The sequence below is a fragment of the Methanobrevibacter ruminantium genome (assembly GCF_016294135.1).
Taxonomy (GTDB): domain Archaea; phylum Methanobacteriota; class Methanobacteria; order Methanobacteriales; family Methanobacteriaceae; genus Methanobrevibacter; species Methanobrevibacter ruminantium_A.
Genome location: NZ_JAEDCO010000028.1, coordinates 1 through 22,670, shown reverse-complemented (window position 1 = coordinate 22,670; position 22,670 = coordinate 1). Strand labels below are relative to the sequence as shown.

At 32.3% G+C, this 22,670-nt stretch carries 20 protein-coding genes and 1 pseudogene; 15 read left to right on the top strand and 6 right to left on the bottom strand.

Going from position 1 to position 22,670, the window contains the following annotated elements:
• Positions 1–151: 151 nt before the first annotated feature.
• Positions 152–1,873 carry an adenine deaminase gene (gene ade, locus VW161_RS06905; protein ID WP_325192832.1) on the bottom strand — a complete coding sequence of 574 codons (1,722 nt, stop codon included), beginning with the start codon at positions 1,871–1,873 and terminating at the stop codon, positions 152–154.
• 181 nt (positions 1,874–2,054) lie between these two features.
• On the opposite strand from ade, the gene VW161_RS06900 reads away from it, so the two are divergent.
• Complete coding sequence (locus VW161_RS06900) at positions 2,055–2,480, top strand: secondary thiamine-phosphate synthase enzyme YjbQ (protein WP_304093990.1); 426 nt, start codon at positions 2,055–2,057, stop codon at positions 2,478–2,480.
• Between the two features lie 2 nt (positions 2,481–2,482).
• Positions 2,483–2,722, top strand: coding sequence for a DUF3781 domain-containing protein (locus VW161_RS06895; protein WP_304088849.1), 240 nt, complete (start codon positions 2,483–2,485; stop codon positions 2,720–2,722).
• A gap of 99 nt (positions 2,723–2,821) precedes the next feature.
• On the opposite strand, the gene pheT is transcribed toward VW161_RS06895, so the two are convergent.
• Together pheT and VW161_RS06885 are read right to left on the bottom strand one after the other, a co-directional pair.
• Positions 2,822–4,474, bottom strand: a complete 1,653-nt coding sequence (pheT, locus tag VW161_RS06890) for a phenylalanine--tRNA ligase subunit beta (protein WP_304102946.1) — start codon at positions 4,472–4,474, stop codon at positions 2,822–2,824.
• A gap of 150 nt (positions 4,475–4,624) precedes the next feature.
• Entirely contained in the window at positions 4,625–4,981 is a 357-nt protein-coding gene (locus VW161_RS06885) for a hypothetical protein (protein WP_304088843.1), read from the bottom strand.
• A gap of 277 nt (positions 4,982–5,258) precedes the next feature.
• On the opposite strand from VW161_RS06885, the gene VW161_RS06880 reads away from it, so the two are divergent.
• Positions 5,259–8,021: a valine--tRNA ligase gene (locus VW161_RS06880; protein WP_325192831.1), complete on the top strand. Its 2,763-nt coding sequence runs from the start codon at positions 5,259–5,261 to the stop codon at positions 8,019–8,021.
• A gap of 112 nt (positions 8,022–8,133) precedes the next feature.
• On the opposite strand, the gene VW161_RS06875 is transcribed toward VW161_RS06880, so the two are convergent.
• Together VW161_RS06875 and VW161_RS06870 are read right to left on the bottom strand one after the other, a co-directional pair.
• Positions 8,134–8,283 (bottom strand): hypothetical protein, encoded by a 150-nt coding sequence (locus tag VW161_RS06875; protein WP_304088837.1) that lies wholly within the window; start codon positions 8,281–8,283, stop codon positions 8,134–8,136.
• A gap of 183 nt (positions 8,284–8,466) precedes the next feature.
• The gene (locus tag VW161_RS06870) at positions 8,467–8,742 is read right to left on the bottom strand and encodes a flavodoxin family protein (protein WP_304105097.1); all 276 of its coding nucleotides are present in this window, start codon (positions 8,740–8,742) and stop codon (positions 8,467–8,469) included.
• Between the two features lie 162 nt (positions 8,743–8,904).
• Here VW161_RS06870 and VW161_RS06865 point away from each other — a divergent pair, with 162 nt between their 5' ends.
• From VW161_RS06865 to VW161_RS06830, 7 genes and pseudogenes are all read left to right on the top strand, one after another.
• On the top strand, positions 8,905–9,690 hold the full coding sequence (locus VW161_RS06865; RefSeq protein ID WP_304088831.1) for an ADP-ribosylglycohydrolase family protein: 786 nt from the start codon (positions 8,905–8,907) through the stop codon (positions 9,688–9,690).
• Between the two features lie 112 nt (positions 9,691–9,802).
• A complete protein-coding gene (locus VW161_RS06860; protein WP_304088828.1) occupies positions 9,803–10,210 on the top strand; it encodes a DUF1810 domain-containing protein in 408 nt (135 codons plus the stop codon).
• Between the two features lie 208 nt (positions 10,211–10,418).
• Positions 10,419–10,826: a hypothetical protein gene (locus VW161_RS06855; RefSeq protein ID WP_325192830.1), complete on the top strand. Its 408-nt coding sequence runs from the start codon at positions 10,419–10,421 to the stop codon at positions 10,824–10,826.
• A pseudogene (locus VW161_RS08920) lies at positions 10,735–11,483 on the top strand (AarF/ABC1/UbiB kinase family protein). The gene VW161_RS06855 and the pseudogene VW161_RS08920 overlap by 92 nt, the downstream one beginning before the upstream one ends.
• Positions 11,443–12,036 carry a hypothetical protein gene (locus VW161_RS06840; RefSeq protein WP_325192829.1) on the top strand — a complete coding sequence of 198 codons (594 nt, stop codon included), beginning with the start codon at positions 11,443–11,445 and terminating at the stop codon, positions 12,034–12,036. Before VW161_RS08920 ends, VW161_RS06840 begins: the two are co-directional and overlap by 41 nt.
• Positions 12,037–12,241: 205 nt before the next feature.
• A complete protein-coding gene (gene aroA, locus VW161_RS06835) occupies positions 12,242–13,609 on the top strand; it encodes a 3-phosphoshikimate 1-carboxyvinyltransferase (RefSeq protein ID WP_325192828.1) in 1,368 nt (455 codons plus the stop codon).
• 31 nt (positions 13,610–13,640) lie between these two features.
• Entirely contained in the window at positions 13,641–14,273 is a 633-nt protein-coding gene (locus VW161_RS06830; protein ID WP_304088609.1) for an endonuclease III domain-containing protein, read from the top strand.
• Between the two features lie 62 nt (positions 14,274–14,335).
• Here VW161_RS06830 and VW161_RS06825 read toward each other — a convergent pair whose 3' ends face one another.
• On the bottom strand, positions 14,336–14,941 hold the full coding sequence (locus VW161_RS06825) for a methylated-DNA--[protein]-cysteine S-methyltransferase (protein WP_304094464.1): 606 nt from the start codon (positions 14,939–14,941) through the stop codon (positions 14,336–14,338).
• Between the two features lie 368 nt (positions 14,942–15,309).
• Between VW161_RS06825 and cysK the strand changes: the two genes are divergently transcribed.
• The 5 genes from cysK to acs all read left to right on the top strand — a co-directional run bounded on the left by cysK (position 15,310) and on the right by acs (position 21,933).
• Positions 15,310–16,266 (top strand): cysteine synthase A, encoded by a 957-nt coding sequence (gene cysK, locus VW161_RS06820; protein ID WP_304094462.1) that lies wholly within the window; start codon positions 15,310–15,312, stop codon positions 16,264–16,266.
• Between the two features lie 241 nt (positions 16,267–16,507).
• A complete protein-coding gene (epsC, locus tag VW161_RS06815; RefSeq protein ID WP_304088601.1) occupies positions 16,508–17,248 on the top strand; it encodes a serine O-acetyltransferase EpsC in 741 nt (246 codons plus the stop codon).
• A 62-nt stretch (positions 17,249–17,310) separates the two neighbouring features.
• The gene (locus VW161_RS06810) at positions 17,311–17,691 is read left to right on the top strand and encodes a transcriptional regulator (RefSeq protein WP_304088598.1); all 381 of its coding nucleotides are present in this window, start codon (positions 17,311–17,313) and stop codon (positions 17,689–17,691) included.
• Between the two features lie 148 nt (positions 17,692–17,839).
• Entirely contained in the window at positions 17,840–19,300 is a 1,461-nt protein-coding gene (gene cysS / locus VW161_RS06805) for a cysteine--tRNA ligase (RefSeq protein ID WP_304088596.1), read from the top strand.
• Between the two features lie 533 nt (positions 19,301–19,833).
• Positions 19,834–21,933: an acetate--CoA ligase alpha subunit gene (gene acs / locus VW161_RS06800; protein ID WP_304088595.1), complete on the top strand. Its 2,100-nt coding sequence runs from the start codon at positions 19,834–19,836 to the stop codon at positions 21,931–21,933.
• Positions 21,934–22,670: the final 737 nt, after the last annotated feature.

Genomic DNA, 22,670 nt, shown 5'->3' with positions numbered 1-22,670 from the left:
AGATAAGTTAAAATAAGTTAAGATAAGTTAAAATAAGTTAAGATAAGTTAAGATAAGTGAAAAGAATTAAAAAAAAGAAATAATTTTTAAGTTTAAGTTTTTAAAAAATTCAAAAAAAGAAAGAAAAAAGAATTATTAAAAAGGAATAATCTTATTTAATAATTACATCCATAAATTCGAAATTATCACCATCAAACAATCCTTTATCGGATATTTTAATGGATGGAATTACCAGCAATGCCATGAATGCCATTGTCATGAATGGCGCTTCCACTTGACATCCTAATGCTTTAACTATATTATGTAAAATGCCTAATTTTTCAGCTACCTTATTCACATCTTCATTAGACATCAATCCAGCAATAGGGAGAGGTAATGAGTCAGAGAAATCTTCACTAACAACGGAAATACCTCCTTTATCATCAATTACTTGATTTACTGCATCCGCCATCATTTGAGAGTTATAGCCGATGACGATTATGTTATGTGAGTCATGTGCAACTGATGAAGCGATTGCTCCTTTCTTAAGTCCAAATCCTTTAATGAATGCGTTAGCAATAGTGTTTCCACCATAACGTTCTACAACAGCAATTTTTAAGACGTCCTGAAAAATGTCAGGTTGCACTATACCATCTTTTACATATAGCTTTGCAGTTGCTTTTTTAGTTAAGAGTTCACCGTCAAAGCACTCTATTACATTGACTTCGCATTCGTCACCGTCATAATGTATGTCAAAGTCACTTGCAGTCTTCTTAGTGGTATTGATTGTATTTCTAGGTTCGATTTCCGGAACGTCAAATAAAACGTTCTCTCCATCGAATACACATTTTCCACCGACATATGTTTTTAGAACGTTACAGTCATATATGCTGTCAACAATTATAAAATCAGCGTTTGCACCAGGTACAATAGCTCCACAATTTAGGTTATAATGATATCCTGGGTTGATTGTTACCATATTAATTGCTTTAATAGGATCAATTCCTAAATCAACTGCCTTATTAATGGATTTATTCAAATGACCTTTGATTAAATCGTGTGGATGTTTGTCATCACTAACTATAAAATCGAATAAAGGTGAATAAATTTTTCTCTCAAATATGTCTCTAAACATAAGGCCCATAGGTCCTGTAAAATCAACGGATTGACGACCTTCATCTATATTAAAAAGACCTTCCATATCCATAGCTGATGAGCCATCACGGACCATAATTTTCATACCTTTTATCTTTTTCTCAAGAGCTTCTATAACATTACTGCATTCGTGGTCTGTACTTATACCTGCAGCGAGGTATTTATCCAAAGCGTCTCTAGTTACTAGCGGTGCATGGCCATCAATTGGCTTTCCATATTTTCTTGCCAATTCCAATTTCTTATGAACATCTTCATCGCCGTTAATTACACCTGGGAAATTCATCATTTCTCCCAATGCCACAATCTCATCTTTTTTAAGCAAATATTCTATATCAGAGGAATCTAAAACAGCACCAGAAGTCTCAAATCCAGTAGCAGGTACACAGGATGGGGCCGTGAAGAAAAAATTAAATGGAACTTGCTTTGCATTTTCTATCATTGCTTCAACCCCTTCGATTCCTAAAACATTGGCTATTTCATGAGGATCGCAAACAACACCAGTAGTACCATGACGAACTGCAATTTTAGCAAATTGTGCTGGTGTAATCATACTGCTTTCAATATGAATATGGGAATCAATGAATCCTGGAAGCATTAATCCTTTTACATCAACATTTATAATTTCTTTTTCAGAAACTGTAATTGGGGTAACTTCTTTAAATAAACCGTCTTCTATTGTGATTCTAGCCGGATAAATAGTATCAGATATTACATCCAACATATATGCTGTAAATGACATCTTATTCACTCTCTTAAAAACTTTGTAAAGATAGTATTATAAACCATATTTTTTTTTTAATATTTTGCTTAATTAACTCTTTATTTTCCGCATTTATAAAAGTTTTGTGAAAATGATTTCTAACAATGTTATAAGTAAATTTTTTTAATTTAAATTCAAATATAATTATGATGGTGATTAAATGGTTATAATAAGCAAATCATTAAAGATTAGTTCAAGTTCTAATTTTCAGATAATGGATATTACAAGAGATGTTGTAGCGGTTTTGAATGAGATTAATAAGGAAAATAAAATGGATAATGGTATCGTAAACATATTTACAAAGCATTCTACAAGTGCCATTCGTGTAAATGAAAATGAAAAGGGACTTTTATTGGATTTTGAGGAAGCATTAAAAGACATTGTCAAGGAAACGGACAATTATAAACATGATTTCATTGACAATAATGCAGCTTCACATATAAGAGCATTTCTCTTAGGCTCATCTGAAACCATTCCAATAGTGGATGGTAGATTGGACCTTGGAACTTGGCAATCAATATTCTTCGTTGAATTGGAGGGTCCTAGATCAAATAGGACAGTTGAGTTAACTTTTATAGGTGAATGATTATGGAACTCTTAAGAAATCTTGATAAGGTACATACAACTGAAATGGGTGTAGATAGAATTAAAAGGAACATTGAAGTTGATGTTGAAGACATTGTAAAGTATTGCATTGATAAAATAAAACAGGAAAATGCAGTTATTGAACGTAAAGGAAAGAATTATTATGTAACTGTTGATGGGATTATAATCACTGTAAATGCTTCTAGCTATACAATCATAACTGCACATAAAGAGAAAAAATAGATAATGAATTAAAATAGGATTAAAAAATAGTTTAAAAATTTAGAAATAATTATTAATTCAAAAAATTAATTAAAAAAGAAAAAAATAAATTGAATTCAATTAGAGGAATTCAATTTCAAATGCTATAACTGGATATTCCAATTCAAAGTTTCTAATAACTTCAGGGGCTATTTCACCAAAGAATCCAGTTATTTTGCCGTTTTTAGATTCACCGCTGACATCAGCAACTCTACCTGGAATAAAAGTAGTGTTCTTTGAATCACTGATTTTCATACTGTATCCTAAATTGGAAAGCACACTGGAAACGGTTGATTTTATTTCAGTGAAGTTTGCAGAGCTGTGACAAATAATACCTGCTAATTTTTTAACTTGTCTTGTCTTGTTAGCGGATTTATCATCCATGTATAAGACATCACCGATTTCAAAGATCTTTTGTGGAAGGTCTTCATGCTTGTTGTCTTCAAGGAATTCCATTAAGCTATTGAGAAGACTGGTTCTGATCATGGTTCCACTAATGGTGATTGGTTTGGAAACTTGAACATGGTCAATCTCTTCCTGATTCATCTTTTCATATTGGCTTTCTTCACTGGTTAGCATTAAGCTCATTACTTCTTGGAAGCCTAAGCCTACCATAACTTCTCTAATGGTCTTTTCACCTTTAAACCAGTTATCTTCACTTGCTACAGTAACGATATCTGGCAATTTTGCTTCAACTGCATTGATATGGTATTGGATGGTAATGTTTTCAACAATATCAACTTCGTGCAGTATGTCAACTCTGTAAGGTGGGATAAGCACTTCCAATTCGTTGTCATTAATGATGTTAGCATCAAATCTTGCCTTTTCAAGCAATCCTTTAATGTCTTCAGCAGTTAAATCGGTTCCGCCAATCAATTCATTGGTTAAATCAACATGAACATTTCTTACTTTTGGAGTGAAATCAGGGCAGATGATAGTTTCGTCTTCATAAATCACTTCCATAGATTTCACTTTTCCTCCAACTTCAGCAAATGATGCGCAAAGAATGTTTAAGGATTGCTCAACCGCTCTCTCATCAGTTCCAGTTACATCAACAATGATGTTGGTTGTGTCTTCCTTAAGTTTGGTTAATTCCCCGTTGATGATTGGAGGCATTGACAATACCTGTTCATCCTTATCAATAATGAGAGGATACTTATCGAACTTATCAATCAAATGAGCATATTTTTCTCCTTTTGCATGATCTTTCAATATTTCATCAGGAGTCATTTCCTCATCCATTTCAAGAGGAACAAATGAATTTTCGTCTTTTGGTGTTGCAATGTATTTGTATGGTCCACTTATGACATCTGCGTTATGGACACCAATTGCAACTTTCTTACGGTCTCTTCCAATTACCCAATGAAGGTTTTCCTGGAAATCCATGATGTATTTGATCTTGTCTCCTGAGAAGTCAACTCCTTCTATCCTTGCAAATCTGATGTAAGGTCTGATTTCTGCAACTTCTGGACTTACATAAACCTTTTCTCCAGATGGTTCGATTTCATATTTTGGAAGTCCAGTTTCCATTCCTAAGAAACCTTTAAATGATCTTGACACTCCTTCAACAGATAAGTTATCTGGACGATTTGGGAAGAATTCTACTTTAATCTCCTCATCATCATAATCTTCAATATCACTTGCCATCATAGGTAAGGTATCAATAAGCTCATCTTTTTCCATATCAATACCTAAATCCTTTAAATCTTGATATTTAAATGTAATTACAGGCATATTATCTCCTAATACTCTTTAATAATATTTTATAAGTTTAATTTTTAATTTAGAATTAATTAACTAATTTTCATCTAATAATTTTTTTTAATCTTTAATTAATCATAGAGTTCTCTATTTTGATAATTAATTAAAAATAGGATTTATTCTTTATAATCCAAATACGGCGATAAAGAATAAAGATTCAAAGACAAAGTGTAATGCTCTATGAGGTAACCCTGGCATATGTCTAATTGCAATTGAATGGCTTACATCCAATAGGAAATGAATCAAAGCCGCTAAAAATCCCACTTTTAATGAGAAGAATACACAAGACACAAAAATAAAATGGAAAAGTGCTTCCAAAGCTTCATGAACAATCCATGTTTCCATTACAGAATCTAATGCACTGCTGAGGATTCCTCCAAATATTATGTAGAAGTCTCTTACATAGTCCCAAACAAGTCTGCTGTGAACTTCATCGCTTATAGCAAGTGCAATAGCTACATAAAACCATAATAATTGCATTTTCTCACCTCGTATTTAGTTAATCAAATAATAAGTTAATTTCAGTAATAATATTTATTATACTGTGTTTCTTTATGTATATTATTTATTATATAATTATTGTTTTTAGGATTAAAATTAAGAATTATTCCATTCTAAAATTATTATAATTTACAACAATATTTAATAAATACTTTTAATAAATATTAAATTAGAATGTTTTATTTTGAAATTGAAGTTTCGAAGATTACATTTTTAATTAATTATTTTTATTATTTATTCTATTTGGAGGAATATTTTGACAAATAAAGAAATTCCTAAAGATTATGACCATAAAAACGAAGAAAAATGGCAGAAAAAATGGGAAGATGATGAAGTTTATAAATTTATTGGTGATGGAACCCGACCAAGATACATTATAGACACTCCACCACCTTATCCAACTGGATTGCTCCATATGGGCCACATCCTTAACTGGGCTTATATGGACTTCAATGCAAGATACAGAAGAGAAAAAGGTATGGATGTATTGTTCCCACAAGGTTGGGACTGTCATGGTCTCCCTACTGAAGTAAAAGTTGAAGAAACCCATAACATTAAAAAGAATGATGTTACAAGAGCAGAGTTCAGAGATATGTGTACTGAACTCACCACACACAACATTGAAGTTATGAGAGGACAAATGCGTTCTGTTGGTTTCTCACAGGATTGGAGCAGGGAATACATTACCATGACTCCGCAGTACAGAAAAAGAACCCAATTATCATTCTTGAAAATGTATGATCAAGGATTGATCTATCAAGGAATTCACCCTGTAAACTGGTGTCCAAGATGTGAAACAGCTATCGCTTTTGCAGAAGTGGAATACAGTGACAACACCACATTCTTGAACTATGTGAATTTCCCACCTGCAGATGTTCCTGATGATGTTCTTGCAAATGTTGAAGGCAATTCATATGTAAGATATGCTGATTTCCCAGAGAAGGCTGATGCAAGCGTTCCTGGCGTATTGATTGCTACAACTCGTCCTGAGCTTATGTCTGCTTGTGTAGCAGTAGTGGTTCACCCAGATGATGAAAGATACAATTCATTATTAGGCAAGTATGTAGAAGTTCCTTTATCCGGTCAAAAGGTAAAGATCATTGCCGATGAAGAGGTGGATATGGAATACGGTACTGGTGCAGTAATGATTTGTACTTTTGGGGATAAGACTGACGTTGCTTGGGTAAACAAATATGACTTGGATGTAATTGAAGCTATTTCTGAACAAGGAATACTCACTGAAGCTGCAGGAAGATACGAAGGTATGGAACTTTCTGATGCTAAAAAGCAAACCATAGAAGACTTGAAAGCTGAAGGTTACTTAACCAAGCAGGAAGAAGTTGACCAAAATGTAGGCCAATGCTGGAGATGTAAGACTCCTATCGAGATTTTGGTTAAAAAGCAATGGTTTGTAGCTGTAACCAAAATGATTGATGAAAGTAAAAAAGCTTCAAATGAAATGCGTTGGGTTCCAGAACATATGGAAAGCCGTTTATTGAATTGGGCAGATTCCATGGAATGGGATTGGTGTATTTCAAGACAAAGATTATTTGCAACCCCTATTCCTGTATGGTACTGTAAAGACTGTGGTAAGGTAATCCTTCCTGATGAAGACCAATTGCCAATAGACCCAACAGTAGACAAACCAAAACATGCATGTGAATGTGGATGCACTGAATTCATTGGAGAAGAGGATGTATTGGATACTTGGATGGACAGTTCAATTTCTCCACTCTCTGTTGCAAACTGGCCAAATCCTGGTTGGGAAGACATTTTCCCATCAAGCATTCGTCCACAAGGACACGATATCATTAGGACTTGGGCATTCTATACAACTCTCAGATGTTTAGCATTAACCGGTCAGAAACCATTTGATGACATTGTAATCAACGGTATGGTATTCGGTGAAGACGGTTACAAAATGAGTAAATCCCGTGGAAATGTAACTGGTCCTGAAGAGGTTATTGCAGAATATGGTGCAGATCCTTTAAGATTATGGGCTGCTAACAGTGTTCCTGGTTCTGATGTTGCATTTGATTGGAAAAACATCAAGCATGGTTATAAATTCATTAGAAAATTCTGGAATGCATTCAGATTTATCAGTATGCACATCTTCGATGAAGAATCTGAAAAGGCTTTAAGTGGAGATATTGAAGCTATTAAAGCAAACTTGAATCCAATGGATACTTGGATTTTTGCAAAACTCAATAAAGTCAATAAAATCGTAGATGAAGCATTTTATGATTATAATTACAGCATTGCTGTCAATACAATTGAACAGTTCGTATGGCATGATTTCTGTGATGAATACATTGAAGCGGTAAAATACAGATTATACAATGATGACATTAGTGAAGAGTCAAGAATTGCAGCAAAATACACTCTTAGAACTGTAATTGAAGACACTTTAAAATTGCTCGCTCCGATTGCACCCTTCTTTGCAGAAGAGGTTTACCAATACTTTGGCCATGAAGGCAGCATTCACAATGAGCTTTGGCCTGAAATCGACCCTAAATTAGATTCCACTCAAGTGGAAGAGGATGGGGACTTAGCTATTGAACTCATTGGTGAAGTCAGAAGATTCAAATCTGCTTCCAAAATCCCATTGAATGCAGATGTGGAAAGTGCAACTGTTTACTTGAATGAAAAGACAGAAGACTTGAAAGATGTATTTGAATACTTTGCAGATGACATTAAAGGAACTTTAAAACTCCAAAACTTCCAAGTTACCACAGGTAAACCTGAAGTTCATGAGAAGGTAATTGAAATTGAACCTGACATGAGTAAGATTGGACCAACCTTTAAGAAGAATGCTGGTCAAGTTATAGGATTCATCAAGTCAACTGATCCTGATGAAATAGCTAAACAATTAGCTGAAAATGGTGAAATAGCTATTGCTGATGGTGTAATCACTGAAGATTTCCTAAAGATGAAAAAGGAAATCGTCGGTGCAAGTGGTAAGAAAGTTGACATATTGCAATCTGAAAAGCTTGGCGTTATCGTAGAAGTAATCAGATAATTACTTTTAAAGTATTTTTAAAATTTATTTCATGAAAAGTTTAATACTTTTCATGTAAAATCTTTTTTTATTAAAATTTTTATAAGTTAAAAAACTATATAAATTATTTTTTCTATTTTTTACTTAATTCAGCACCTATTTCAAATGCATTTTTTAAATCAATTTCAAATTGTTTTTCCATCTCTTTTATTTCATCTTCGCTCTTTTTCTTGCTTGTCATTCCTTTGTATGATTCATAAATTTTAACTTTTCCATTTAACATTTTAAACAGGTCTTCTGTTGATTTGAGATTTGGACGAACATTTTTTTTTTCAAAATGCTTTTTTGGAGAGATAATGCTATAGAGGATACCTACATTGACTTTTCCTTTGTAATAGCAATTTCTATCATATGAAACAATACAATATATAAGTCTTCCAACTAAAGCCCTATAATGGCTAGTTGGTTAATTGAAGAATATTTGGGAACCTATTAAAAGTGTATCTGCATTAAGAATCTTTTCAATTATCGGGGATAAATCATCTTTCCAGTAACATTTGAAGCTTTCCTTATTTTTCTTTTTGCAGATTGAACAGATCATGCAACCTCGCATATTTATTTTGTATAAATCAAAGTATTCAACTTCACTCCCTACAGATTCTGCACCTTTAGCTGCGGATTTCAATAGTTTTCCTATTTCCTGTTTAATTTTAGGATCTGCATTGATTACAATAGTTTTCATCTTTCCACCTTCTTATTAAATACTATTAATAATAATCTTTATAAAAATTGCTTTCTGGATAATATTATTTCAGATACTTTTTTGATACTTTTGATACTTATTAGATATTTTTATAAGTAACGGAGTTCATAATTATAGTATATAATAATATGGGGGTAAAATATGGAAGGAATTATTGGCGCAATCGCTGGAGATATTATCGGATCAGTTTATGAATTCCATCCGATTAAGATTAAGGAATTCTCTCTTTTTAATAAAAAATCTTCATTTACAGATGATTCAATCATGACGCTTGCTGTAGCTCAATGGCTACTCAATGATAAGAATTCAAAAGAGGAATTGGTTAAGCAACTGCAAATCTTTGGACATAGGTATCCTAAAGGGGGATATGGCAGAATGTTCAACAATTGGCTAAGAACTGAAAATCCAGAGCCTTATAATAGTTGGGGAAATGGTTCAGCAATGAGGGTTTCTCCTGTTGCATGGGTTGGAGATTCATTGGAAGAAGTTCAAAGATTGGCAAGGATTTCTGCGGAAGTAACCCATAATCATCCTGAAGGAATTAAGGGTGCATTAGCCACTGCAGATGCTATCTATTTGGCAAGGCTCGGCTCATCAAAAGAGGAAATCAGAGACCATATTGAAATAAGATATGATTATGATTTAGATAGGACAGTTGATGAAATAAGGCCTTACTATAAGTTCGATGTTTCATGTCAAGGTTCTGTTCCAGAGTCTATCATTTGCTTTTTAGAAGCTAAGGATTATGAGGATACAATTAGAAATTGCATTTCATTAGGTGGAGATGCGGATACCATGGCAGCTATTGCAGGAGGAATTGCATCTGCATACTGGGAAGTTCCAAATGATATCCACGCTAAAACAATTAATAGATTATCTGATGATCTTTTAGATGTTTTAATTGAATTTGAGAATAAGTTTGTATAATTTCAAATTCTTTTTATAATTTTTCTCTTTTCTCTTTCTCTTTCTTTTTCATTTTTTATTTTTATTTCTATTCATTTTCAAATGGAATCTTAACAAATAAAATGGGGATAATATGAGTGTTGAAAGGTTTATAGATGCACAAAAAGAAGATTATGGTATGGCTTTTAGGGAAATCATCAATGGTAAGAAAAGAAATCATTATATGTGGTATATATTTCCTCAAATCAAGGGTTTAGGGAGAAGCTCTACAGCTAAATATTATGGTATTGATGACTTGGAAGAGGCAAGGGAATATATGGAAAATGAATATTTGGCAAACAATCTTATTGGCATATTCAATGAATTATTGAAATTGGAAACCAATGATCCTGTAGAGATATTCGGTCATACAGATAGCAAAAAATTAAGAAGTTCCATGACCTTATTTGAATTGGTCAGTGACAATGATGTATTCTCTTCAGTGTTGGAAAAATACTTTGATGGAGAAAGAGACCAACTTGCTCTTGATTTAGTGAAATAATTGATTTTTTAGTTTTTTAGATATTTTTATTTTTTTAATAATTTCATATAATTTTTTAAAATTTTTTTATCTTTTTAATATTTTTAGATAAATTTAATTATAATTTTATTCAAATAATTCATAATATCATTGAACTTAAATTCAATAAAAAACATTTTGTATAAACAAATAATAAATAACATGCATCTAATTTTAAAAGGTGGTAATCATGCAAAGAAGAACATTATCACGTTTTGATGAGATTATAAAAATCTTTAGGAAATACGATTTTGATAAGGTTTTAGGTCAAACTACTCGTAATAAGATTAGTCCATTTAGAAGTGATGCTGATAATAAGGAGTTATTGAAGGATGACTTTCCAGAAAGATTGCGATTAATGCTTCAAGAGCTTGGAACAACATTCATTAAATTTGGTCAATTGCTTGCTTCAAGGCCAGATTTGGTTGGTGAAAGAATAAGTGAAGAGCTTTCACAGCTGCATGATGATAATCCTCCAGTAATTTATGAAGAGATTAAGGAAATGATTGAAACACAACTTGGAGGAAATATGGGAGAACTCTTTGCTGAATTTTCAAAAAAAACCACTTGCAACGGCTTCTATTGCTCAAGTCCATGAGGCTAAATTGCCTACAGGTGAGCGAGTGGCTGTAAAGGTTCAAAAAGCAAATGTTGAGGAAATAGTTGAAACAGATTTAAGCATAATGAAATTCATTGCAAATGAATCCGATAGATTCAATACTAGTATCAAGCATCTAAATCTTCCTGCTGTTCTTCATGAATTTGACAGATCCATTCATAAGGAAATTGATTTTGACAATGAATTGATGAATATCAGACATTTGAATGACAATTTCAAATATAATGATAAGATAATCGTTCCAACCACATTCCGGATTATTCAACTGAAAAAGTTTTGACTATGGAATATGTTGACGGCATTAAATTATCTGAAGTCATAGCTGGTGATGACCCAAAATACAATAAGATACTCATTGCAGATAGGATAGTTCGTTCCTATTTCCAGCAGCTTTCCATTGACGGTTTTTTCCATGCAGACCCACATCCAGGCAATATCTTTGTAACTGAGGACAATGCGATATGTTATATTGATTTTGGAATGATGGGCTCTCTTGATGAGGAGTTTAGGCAAGATTTGGCTGAATTGATGATCTATTTCTCAGACCGTAATATTGATGGCTTGATAAATCAGCTAATTCGTATGGATATTTTAAATGAGAAAAACAGACATCAACATTTTAAAAAGCGACCTTAATGATTTATTTGCAAAGTATTATGGTGTAGAGCTCAGTCGTTTCAACGGTATTATTGAGGACTTGCTCTTCTTAATGCAGAAATTTGATGTAAGAGGGCCAAATGACTTTGTCTTAATGGCTAGAGGATTGTCAATGGTCGAAAATACAGGTTTGAGATTAGACCCAGATATTCTTGTAGCTCTTCTTAAGCCATTTGCTCGCAAGTTGATGGTTCAAAGATACAATCCTCTAAAAATGGCAAGCAATGCAAAAAACAGCTTTTTTGCCTTTGAACATGTCATTAGGGCATTGCCAAGTCTTATTTCAAAAACAATATATAAGATAGAAGAAGGGGAAGTGACTGTAAATATCGAAGTAAAGCATATTAGTGAAATAGCAAACCAGCTTTCTCTGGCTATTATTATTGCTGCACTTTTAATCGGTTCTTCACTTGTAATGCTGATTGATGTAGGGCCTAGATTCTATGAAATGCCAGTACTTGGTTTTGTAGGGTTTACAATAAGTTTAGCACTTGGTGTATTCACTGTCTTAAGGTATTTCATTGAGTTTTAGACAAACTTTTAGAAAAAGTTTGATCAAAACTTTTTCTTTTTTTATTTAGTTATTCTTCTATTTTTCATTTTCTTTTTTTATTTCTAGACTCTTTATTTTTTTTCGATTTTAGATAAGTTTATTATTAATTTTAATCTAATAGTTTAATAGATAATTATATCGAAAAATAGATTAATTTTATTTAATTAATCAAAGGATGTATTAAATGAATCTTAAAATAAAAAACTTTTCTAAAATTAATGGAACCGTTAAAGCTCCTTCTTCTAAAAGTTATAGCCATAGGGCAGTTATTCTTGCATCACTTGCTGAAGGGAAATCCAAGCTATTTGATGTGCTTTACTCTGAAGATGTATTATCAACCATAAGGGCATGTGAAGCTCTTGGCGCTAAAATTGATAGGAAGAAAGAAATCATCTTAAAAGGAGATAAAAGTCAAACTGTGGACTATTTGGAGGTTTTTGGTACTGGCGGTAAATTACATAATATTAGCGAAAATCCTTCTGAAGACATGATTGATCTCGCTAATTCAGGCACTACACTTAGGATTATGACAAGTGTGGCTGCATTATCTGACAATGAAGTGATATTTACAGGTGATGATTCTCTCAAATCAAGGCCTATGGGTGCATTGATTGACGCTTTAGAAGATTTAGGTGTTAGGATAGAATCATTGAATGACAATAATAATGCTCCTCTTAAGATTTATCCCGGATATGATGGGGGAGAAGCGGATATTTTGGGAAGTTTCAGTTCCCAATTCATATCATCAATTCTTATTTCTGCCCCATTATCTAAAAAAGGAGTGGAACTTGAAGTTTATCCAGAATTCGTATCAAAGCCTTATGTGGATATGACAATCTCTATTTTAGAAAAATTCGGTATAGCTATTGGTGAGGATACTTATCAAATCCATGAAACCTGCAAGAAAGAGCATACTGATTGCTTAGGGGTAAAGTTTAATGTAAAGCCACAAAAGTACATTGCTAGCGATTATATTGTTGAAGGGGATTTCTCCTCTGCTTCATATTTGCTTGCAGCTACAGCTATTGCTGGAGGTTATGTGAGAGTTGAAAATCTATTCGCCGATTCCAAACAAGGAGATAAGTTCATCTTAGATATTTTAGAGGAAATGGGCGCTAATGTAACTCAATTTGATGATTACGCTTCACTCAGATCCGATGGAAATCTTAAGGGAATTGATGTAAACCTCTCAAATGCGCCGGATTTATTGCTTACTGTAGCAGTTCTTGGAGCAGTGGCAGAAGGAAAAACCACAATCACTGGCGTCAAGCATGGAAGATTAAAGGAAACTGATAGAATCGACACCACATGCAGAGAGCTTGAGAAGTTAGGATGCAAACTTGAAGAGTTTGAGGATGGAATGACTATTTATGGCCAAACCATTGGTGATGGAACAGTTGAGTCCCATAATGACCATAGATTGGCTATGGCATTTTCATTGCTTGGATTGAAGCATGATGTTGAAGTGGAGAATGGTGAATGCTTCGATGTATCATTCCCTAATTTCATAGAGCTTATGGGTGAAATTGGCATTGAAATGGAATTAAAATAACTTTATGATTTGGTATTTTGGAGATTATAACATGAATGATGAAGAGAGAATAAGAGAAATCTTTAAAAGATTGAATGAAATCTACACTATCCGTACTTTCCATGATCATGACCCTTATAAAGTATTGATTAGAACTATCCTATCTCAAAGGACAAGGGATGAAAATACAGATCAAGCTGCAAATGCATTGTTTGATGTTTATCCTGATATTTATGCAGTTGCTGATGCTCCAGTGGACCATGTGCAGGAATTGATTAGGCCTGCAGGATTCTATAGGGTAAAGGCAGCCCGTATATTGGAAGTTTCAAGAATATTGATTGATCAATATGGTGGTGAAGTTCCAAGGGAAATGGATGAAATGCTAAAGCTTCCAGGTGTAGGTAGAAAAACAGCTAATTGTGTAATTGTATTTGCATTCCAGGATGCAGCTATTCCTGTAGACACTCATGTTCACAGAATCTCTAATAGGTGGGGAATTGCTGATACAAAGGAACCTGAAGAGACTGAAATTGTCTTAATGGAAAAGGTCCCTAAGGAGCTTTGGGTGGATTTAAATGATTTGATGGTTCAGTTTGGTCAGACCATTTGCAGACCGATTGGTCCTCAATGTGATAAATGTCCACTTACAGACCTTTGTGAATATGATGTAAGTAAATTAGAATAAATATTTTTTTATTTTAACTTTTTTTTACTTATTTTTAAACTTATCATTTTTTATTTCTAATTTTAAACTAACTTTGTCTGACTTGTTTTATCAAGTGCAATTATAGGGCTGTCACCAACCACTTTTTTATCTTGAATCATCAATCCATCTAATTCAAGAAGTATTTTTTTAGATTCAAGTCCTTCTGCAACACCACCGAATCCTCCAATGGTTCTGTCTGATTTTACGGTTCTGTGGCAGGGTATGATTATAGGGTATGGATTTTTCGAAAGTGCTGTGCCTACTGATCTGTATGCCTTCGGACTTCCAGCGGCTTTTGCAAGATCTTTATAGGTGTTTATGGTTCCTTTTTTTGTCTTGAACTCAGTTTCCAATACTTTTCTCTGGAATGGAGTAAATTTGTCTAAATTAAGATATTCAAGTGAAAATCTAGCGTCCTTTTCTTGGAAGTAATTATCTAATTCTTTCAATACATTATTCAATTGTTTTGATTTCTTATTGATTGGCAATTTGTCTTCTTGCTCATATTTTTCTTCAGCTATTCGTGATGAGCTTTTATCTGGTTTTGAGAGGATAATCTCTTCAATTTGGAATTTAGGTTTTTTCCTCCAGATTATTGTTATCTCTCCAATTGGGCTTGGATTAATAATGTATTTAAAGAGAGTCATTTTATCATCTTTTTTAATATAATGGTTAAAATAATATAATCTTATAATTGATTTTAATATTAATTATTTATTTTCTTTAATTTTTGATGAAATTTTAGTTTTCTATAGAAATATTTATATATCATCATTTATTAATTATTATATAACAATTGTTATATTTTTAACTTTTGTTGTAATTTTATAGTTTTGATTTGAATTTTTGAATGTCAAATTAAAATTATAAATAAAATAAGTTATTAAATTAATATATTAAATACTAAAGATTGGTTATTAGAAGGGATTTAAGCAAAGATTTTATTTTTTATATTCTTTAATAATAGACTTTTTAAAAATTATTTTAACAAATTGAATTTTATGATGTGATAATTATGGTAAACATTCCTGAATTGAAAAGAGGTATAGCTAATGATATGACTGAAGCTATTGGTAACACACCTCTTGTAAGATTAAATAGATTGACAGAAGGATTGAATGCGGATGTGCTTGTAAAAGTGGAATCTTTCAATCCTGTAAGCAGCATTAAAGATCGTATTGCAGTGAACTTAATTGAAACTGCAGAAAAAGAAGGATTGCTTAAAGAGGATTCAGTAATTATTGAACCTACAAGCGGTAACACTGGTATTGGTCTTTCCTTTGTAGCAGCTGCAAAAGGTTATAAGTTAATTTTAACCATGCCTGAGACAATGTCTATTGAAAGAAGAAAATTGCTTGCTGTATTTGGTGCTGAAATCGTCTTAACCCCTGGAAGCGAAGGTATGGGTGGAGCTATTGCCAAGGCAAAAGAGCTTGTTGAAAACACTCCAAATTCATTCATGCCCCAGCAATTTGAAAACAAGGCAAACTCTGAAATTCATAGATTAACCACTGGTCCTGAAATCTACAGAGATACCGATGGTAAAGTGGATATTGTAGTGTCTGCTGCTGGAACTGGTGGTACTGTAACTGGAATTGCTCAATACATCAAAGAGTTAAAACCAGAGTTTAAGGCAGTTGCAGTTGAACCTGCTACCTCTCAAACTTTAGGTAAAGGTGAAAAAGGACCTCACAAAATCCAAGGTATCGGACCAGGATTTGTTCCAGAAGTGCTTGATGTAGACCTTATTGATGAGGTTATTCCTGTAAAAGATGAGGATGCAGGAGCTACTTTATTAAGACTTGCAAGAGAAGAAGGTATTTTCACTGGTATTTCATCTGGTGCAGCTACTTGGGCAGGATTAGAACTTGCTAAACGTCCTGAAAATGAAGGAAAAACCATTGTAGTCATATTGCCAGATACTGGAGAGAGATACTTGTCCACTGAGTGGATCTTTGGAGATTTATTCTAAATAAATCTTCTTTTTATAATTTTTTAAAAAAATTAAAACTATTTTCTTATTTTTTTATTTTCTTATTTTTTTCTTTTAAATTTCCATTTGATTAAAATAGTATATATAGTAAAAAAGATAAAATATAACTTTGTTATTATAACAAATGTTAAGTTTATATAAAATTAAATTAGATATAATAATATAATTAACAATAGTTAAATCATTGCTGTTGATTAGTACTTAGTGATATGGTGAATATATGTTTGATGATTTAAGAGATGATCTCCAAGCTGCAAAAATGAGAGACCCTGCTGCAAGGAGCAGTCTAGAGATTCTACTTTGTTATCCTGGAATTTGGGCCATTATTTTACATAGATGGCATCATTGGCTTTGGACTCATCGCTTGCCGTTTTGGGGGAGATTCTTCTCTCAAATATCAAGATTCTTGACAGGTATAGAAATTCACCCTGGTGCGCAAATAGGCAAAAGGGTCTTTATTGACCATGGAATGGGTATTGTAATAGGTGAAACAACTATTGTTGGAGATGATGTTTTAATTTATCAGGGAGTAGTTCTTGGTGGAACAAGCTTAAGCAAAGGCAAAAGGCACCCCACTGTTGAAGATGCAGTGGTAATCGGTTCTGGAGCAAAGGTTTTAGGTGACATTACTTTAGGCCGTTCCTGTAAGGTAGGTGCTGGAGCAGTTGTATTGCAGGATGTTCCAAGTGGGGCTACAGCCGTTGGGGTGCCAAGCAGAATTATTCGTGAAGACCGTAAATGTGTTTTGGACTTGGAGCACGAATTCCCAGACCCTGTTTCATCAGCTATTGATCTGCTTTTAGAACGTCAGGAAGAGCTTGAAAAAAGAGTCAATATCTTAAGCCACTTCCACGACATAGAACATGTTGAATTAAGCCATGATTCTGAAGTTGAAGAAGTGTTCAAGGGTGCTGATGAAAAATTGTTTTATAGATTAAATAACTATATTGATGATGAATAAATTATTTTATATTTGATAATTATAAGAATTTGATAAAATATTTTAACATTAGGAGGTATTATATGAAACCACCTTGTGAAATGGTAGTATGGTATATCATACCCGCTATACGATCTGAATTAGCAAAAGATTTATTGAAATTAGGAATGAAACAAAAAAAGATATCTGAATTAATGGATATTACACAACCTGCTGTATCTCAGTATTTAACTGACAAAAGAGGCAGTGGCATTGAGTTCAATGATGATGTAAAAGCATTGATTCAAGAATTTGCAAATGACTTAAATGAAGGAACTGCAACTAAATTAGATATTATTCCTCGTACTTGTTACATCTGTAAAAGAATCAAAACAGAAGATGTCATTTGTCAAATCCATAAAGAAAAAGGACATATGCCTGAAGATTGTAGGGCATGTTTAGGTTCTGAAGCACATTTATTATAAAATTTTAGTAGATTTTTCTACTAATTTTATTTTTTAGATTATTCTTCTATAGGATTCTATAGTCATTTTCAGTAATTATATAGTTATTCTATAGTATTTTTAGTTAATTTTAAACTTATTTTATATTAACAACGTTTAAGGAGATATAATGGAAATTTATAGTACTATGTCAAGGGAAAAGGAAGAGTTGAATACATTATTTGAAGATAAGATCAAGCTCTTTGTTTGTGGCCCTACCGTTTATGATGATGCTCATATTGGGCATGGAAGAACATACATTTCCTTTGATACCATTAAAAGATATTTGGAATTTAAAGGATATTCTGTATTCTACTTACAAAATATTACAGATATAGATGATAAAATCATTAACAGAGCAAAAGAAAGTGGTGTAGACTCCAAGTTGCTTGCAAAGAAATTTGAAAAGAGATTTATTGAAGATATGGCTGCTTTGAATGTCAAAAGCGTTAATTATTTTGCAAGAGCTACTGACCATATGGAAGAGATTTTAGACCAAATCCAAAGATTGATTGATAAGGGATTTGCATATGTAACTGAAACTGGAGTTTACTTTGAAGTTGCTAAGTTTAAGGATTATGGTAAATTAGCTAATCGTAAGATTGAAGAGCTTGAAACTCATAGGATTGATATTGACAGTTCTAAAAAAAGCCCTAATGATTTTGCTTTATGGAAAAACAGAGAGGCTGAAGAGTTTGCAGGTGAACCTGTATGGGATTCTCCATGGGGTAAAGGAAGACCTGGTTGGCATATTGAAGACACTGCAATCACTGAAAAGTACTTTGGACCTCAATATGACATTCACGGTGGAGGTCTTGATTTAATATTCCCTCACCACGATTCTGAAATTGCTCAAATGGAAGCTGTATCAGGTAAGGAACCATTAGTTCAATACTGGATGCATACTGGTTTCTTGAATGTTTCTGGAGAAAAGATGTCTAAATCTTTAGGTAACTTCATTACCATTAGGGATTTATTGAAAGAGTATTCCGGTGAAACATTCAGATTGTTTGTTCTTGCTACTCATTACAGAAGCCCTATAGACTTTAGTGAAGTGAGCTTGCATCAAGCTGAAAGAAATGTGGCTAAAATCAAGAATTATGTTCAAACTATTGATGAGAAGATTAATGAGGCGTTTGAAAAAGGCAATGTTTCTGACAATATTGCTTATTTAGCCGACTTAGCTGAAAATGAGCTTTTCGAAGAATTGCTTAAATTTGATTACTATCAATCTTCTTATGATGCATTAAATGAGGGAGTCAGTGAGTTCTTCAAGAGTATGGATGATGACTTCAGCACTCCTAAAGCTATTGCAGCTATTTTCTCATTTATCAAGCGATCCAATAAAGACTTGAATGAGGATAAGATAATCATTGATGATCTTTTAGCTATTAAGCACTGGTTTGCAGATATCAGTCAAATATTAGGTATTGATTTCTTTGCAAATGATGATGAAACCAGTGGTGATGAAGAGGAATTATTAAATATAATTGCTGATGTTCGTCAAAAATTAAGAGCTGAAAAGAAATACGATTTATCTGATGAAATCAGGGACAAGCTTGTTTCATTAGGTATTGAAGTAAGTGATTAATTTTTTTAATCATTTTTATTTTTTCTTTTCTTTTTTTAGTTTCTTTTTCTCTTTTATTTTTTTTTACTTTTATTTAAAATATTTATAATGTTTTATCATTATTTTAAATTCTGGTTTTAGTTTTCCCTATTTTTTTCAATGTTATTAATTATTAGATTATCTCTTAAAAAATAAAATAAAATAATATATACTAGATTTATAAAAATATAATATATATAGTTAAAATCCATCATACTTAAAATATTTTTGTAAATTTAAGTTAATTCATAATCTATATTATTAGGAATGTTCCAATTATTTTTTATAAATTTCATAGTTAATTATATATATTATGATTTTTAAAGTAATTAAAAACATTAAGATAATTCTTAATTATTTATCATTATAAATATGATGAACTACAAATAATATAGTATAATAAAATTAATATATTTGGTGAAGTTTTAAAAGGATGATTTTAAATCATAATTTTAAATCATAATTTTAAATCAGCATTGAATATTAAATTAATTGAAATAAAGGAGTTAAAATCTATGACTGATCTTACTAAGATGTTCAATCCGGACTCTGTTGCTATTGTTGGAGCTTCCAACTCAGAAGGCAAAGTTGGTTATATTATAGTAAATAATATGATTAATGATGGTTTTAAAGGAAATATTTATCCTATTAACCCTAAAGATGATGAAATTCAAGGATTAAAAGCATATAAAAATGTATCTGACTTACCAGAAGTGCCAGACCTTGTAATTATTTCTATTCCTAGTGTTTTAGTAAACCCAGTTGTTGAAGAATGTGGTGAATTTGGTGTTAAAAACATGGTTGTAATCACTGCAGGATTTAAGGAAATTGGTGGAGACGGTGTAGAAAGAGAAAATGAGCTTGTAGCTCTTGGTAAAAAATATGGCATAAATATTATTGGTCCTAACAGTTTAGGTATCACAGATTCACACTCATTATTGAACGCTTCATTTTCACAAATCATGCCTCCTACAGGAAATATTGCATTTATTTCCCAAAGTGGAGCTATGATGGTAGCTATTATCGATTGGAGTGTTACTTCTGGAATAGGATTCAGTAAAATTATCAGTTTAGGAAATAAAGCTGGAACTACTGAAATTGAATTGATTGAATATTTATCTGATGATGATGAAACAGCAGTAGTTATCTGTTATCTTGAATCTATCACTGAAGATGATGACTTTGTCAGAACTTTAAGAAAAGTATCCTATAAGAAACCGGTTATTATCTTGAAATCCGGTTCAAGTTCTGCTGGTGCTGAAGCTGCATCTTCACACACTGGTGCATTAGCTGGTAGTGATGTAGCATTTGATACTGCATTCAAGCAATCCGGAGTATTCAGAGTAACCACTATGGATGAATTGTTTGATGTAGGTTTAGCATTCTCCAAATGTCCACTTCCAACTGGACGTAACCTTGCAATCATTACCAATGCAGGCGGTGGAGGAGTTTTATCCGTAGATGCAATGGAAAGATACGGATTGGAACTTGTTAAATTTGATGAAGAAACCAATGAAAGATTAAAAGCAGCTGTGCCTAAGGAGGGAAGTATTAAAAACCCTATTGATGTTTTAGGTGATGCTCCTGTTATAAGATATAAAGAATCTTTAGAAGCTGTATTGGACAGTGATGATGTTGACGGTTTAGTGGTAATGGTTTGTCCTACTGCATCTGCTGATGCTGATGGAATTGCTCAAGCACTTGTTGAAGGTGCTGGTGAATTCGACAAGCCTGTTATTGCAGTTAATATGGGTGGACCTACCTTTGAAAATGCTAATGGCGTATTGAGAGATAATGGAATTCCTACTTATGTATTCCCTGAAACTGCTGTAAAAGTATTTGATTACCTTGCAAGATTTGCTGCTGTTCAAGATAGAAATTATGATGATCCAGTTGGGGACATTGATGATGTAGATAAAGAAGCAGTTGAAGCTATTTTCGCTAAAGTGAAAGAAGAAGAAAGAGATACCTTGCTTGGTAGTGAAGCATATGCTGTAGCTGAAGCTTATGGCATTGAAGCAGCTCCTATTAAATTAGCTACTTCCGCTGCAGAAGCAGGTCAGCTTGCAGAAGAGATGGACTTCCCAGTTGTACTTAAGATTGCATCTGATAAGATTTTACACAAATCAGATATTGGTGGTGTAAAAGTAGGTATCCAATCCAAAGAAGAAGCTGAAGCAGTCTATGAAGAAATCATAGCTAATGCTAAGAAAGCTCATCCAGACATTGTTCCAAATGGTGTTGAAGTTCAAAAGATGATGGACTCAGGAATTGAAGTTCTTGTTGGTATGATTAGAGATGCACAATTCGGTCCAATGATTGCATTTGGTATGGGTGGAGTTCTTGTAAACCTTTTAGAAGATGTTTCATTTAAATTGGCAAAAGGAATGACTAGTGAAGAAATTGCTGAACAAATGGAAGACACTAAAGTAATGGGATTACTTAAAGGTTTCAGAGGAGAAGCTCCTGGTGATATAGATGCTGTTAAATCAGCTATTATCAGAGTAGCTAGATTAACTTTAGACTTCCCTGAAATATCTGAACTTGATATTAACCCAATCTTTGTTTATGAAAAAGGATCAAGTGCATTGGATATTAAAATTAAATTAGATTAATTGTAAAATTAATCTATTTTCTTTTTTCTTTTTTTTTAAAATTAATATATTATAATAATATATAATTTTATTTTATTTTTTATTTTAAATTCTTATTTTCTTTAATATTCCAATATTTTTTATTATTTCTCTAAAATATTCCATATTTTTCTTTATTATTAATAAATTTCCTTATTTTCGTAGGTTTTCTTTAATTTAAATTAATTTTTAACATTATTTCTAAAAGTTTCCTTAATCTTTTTAAACTAATAGTATATAAACTTTTCCATATTTTCTCGTATTTGCATTACTTTCGTCCAATTCTTAATCTAATGAAGACCCATCGAATTTTAGATCATCTTAATTTAGTTTTTATTATATGAAACAAACTAGGAAAAATTTTATTGAATTTGTTTATTTTAGTAATAAATAGTAAATATTAATTATTTTTTGATTTTTTTAAATTTTTTTTATTAGATTTAATTATAATAAAATTTTGCAATATTTAATTTTTATTTTTGTAAATGTTGTAGCTTTGCTTAATAGATGTGCTACCTTTGTAGCATGTATTATGATTATATGATATCAATCATTTTTTATCATAAATTTATTCGTGAGAACCTAAGTTTAACTTAGTGTTTGATGTTGGTAAAATAGATGTGGTGATATTTGATTGTTATGTCTGTGATGTAATGATTTAATATTTGTGTAATATCTCGTCTAATTTTTTTAGTGTACTTCTAAGTCTTTATTGTACT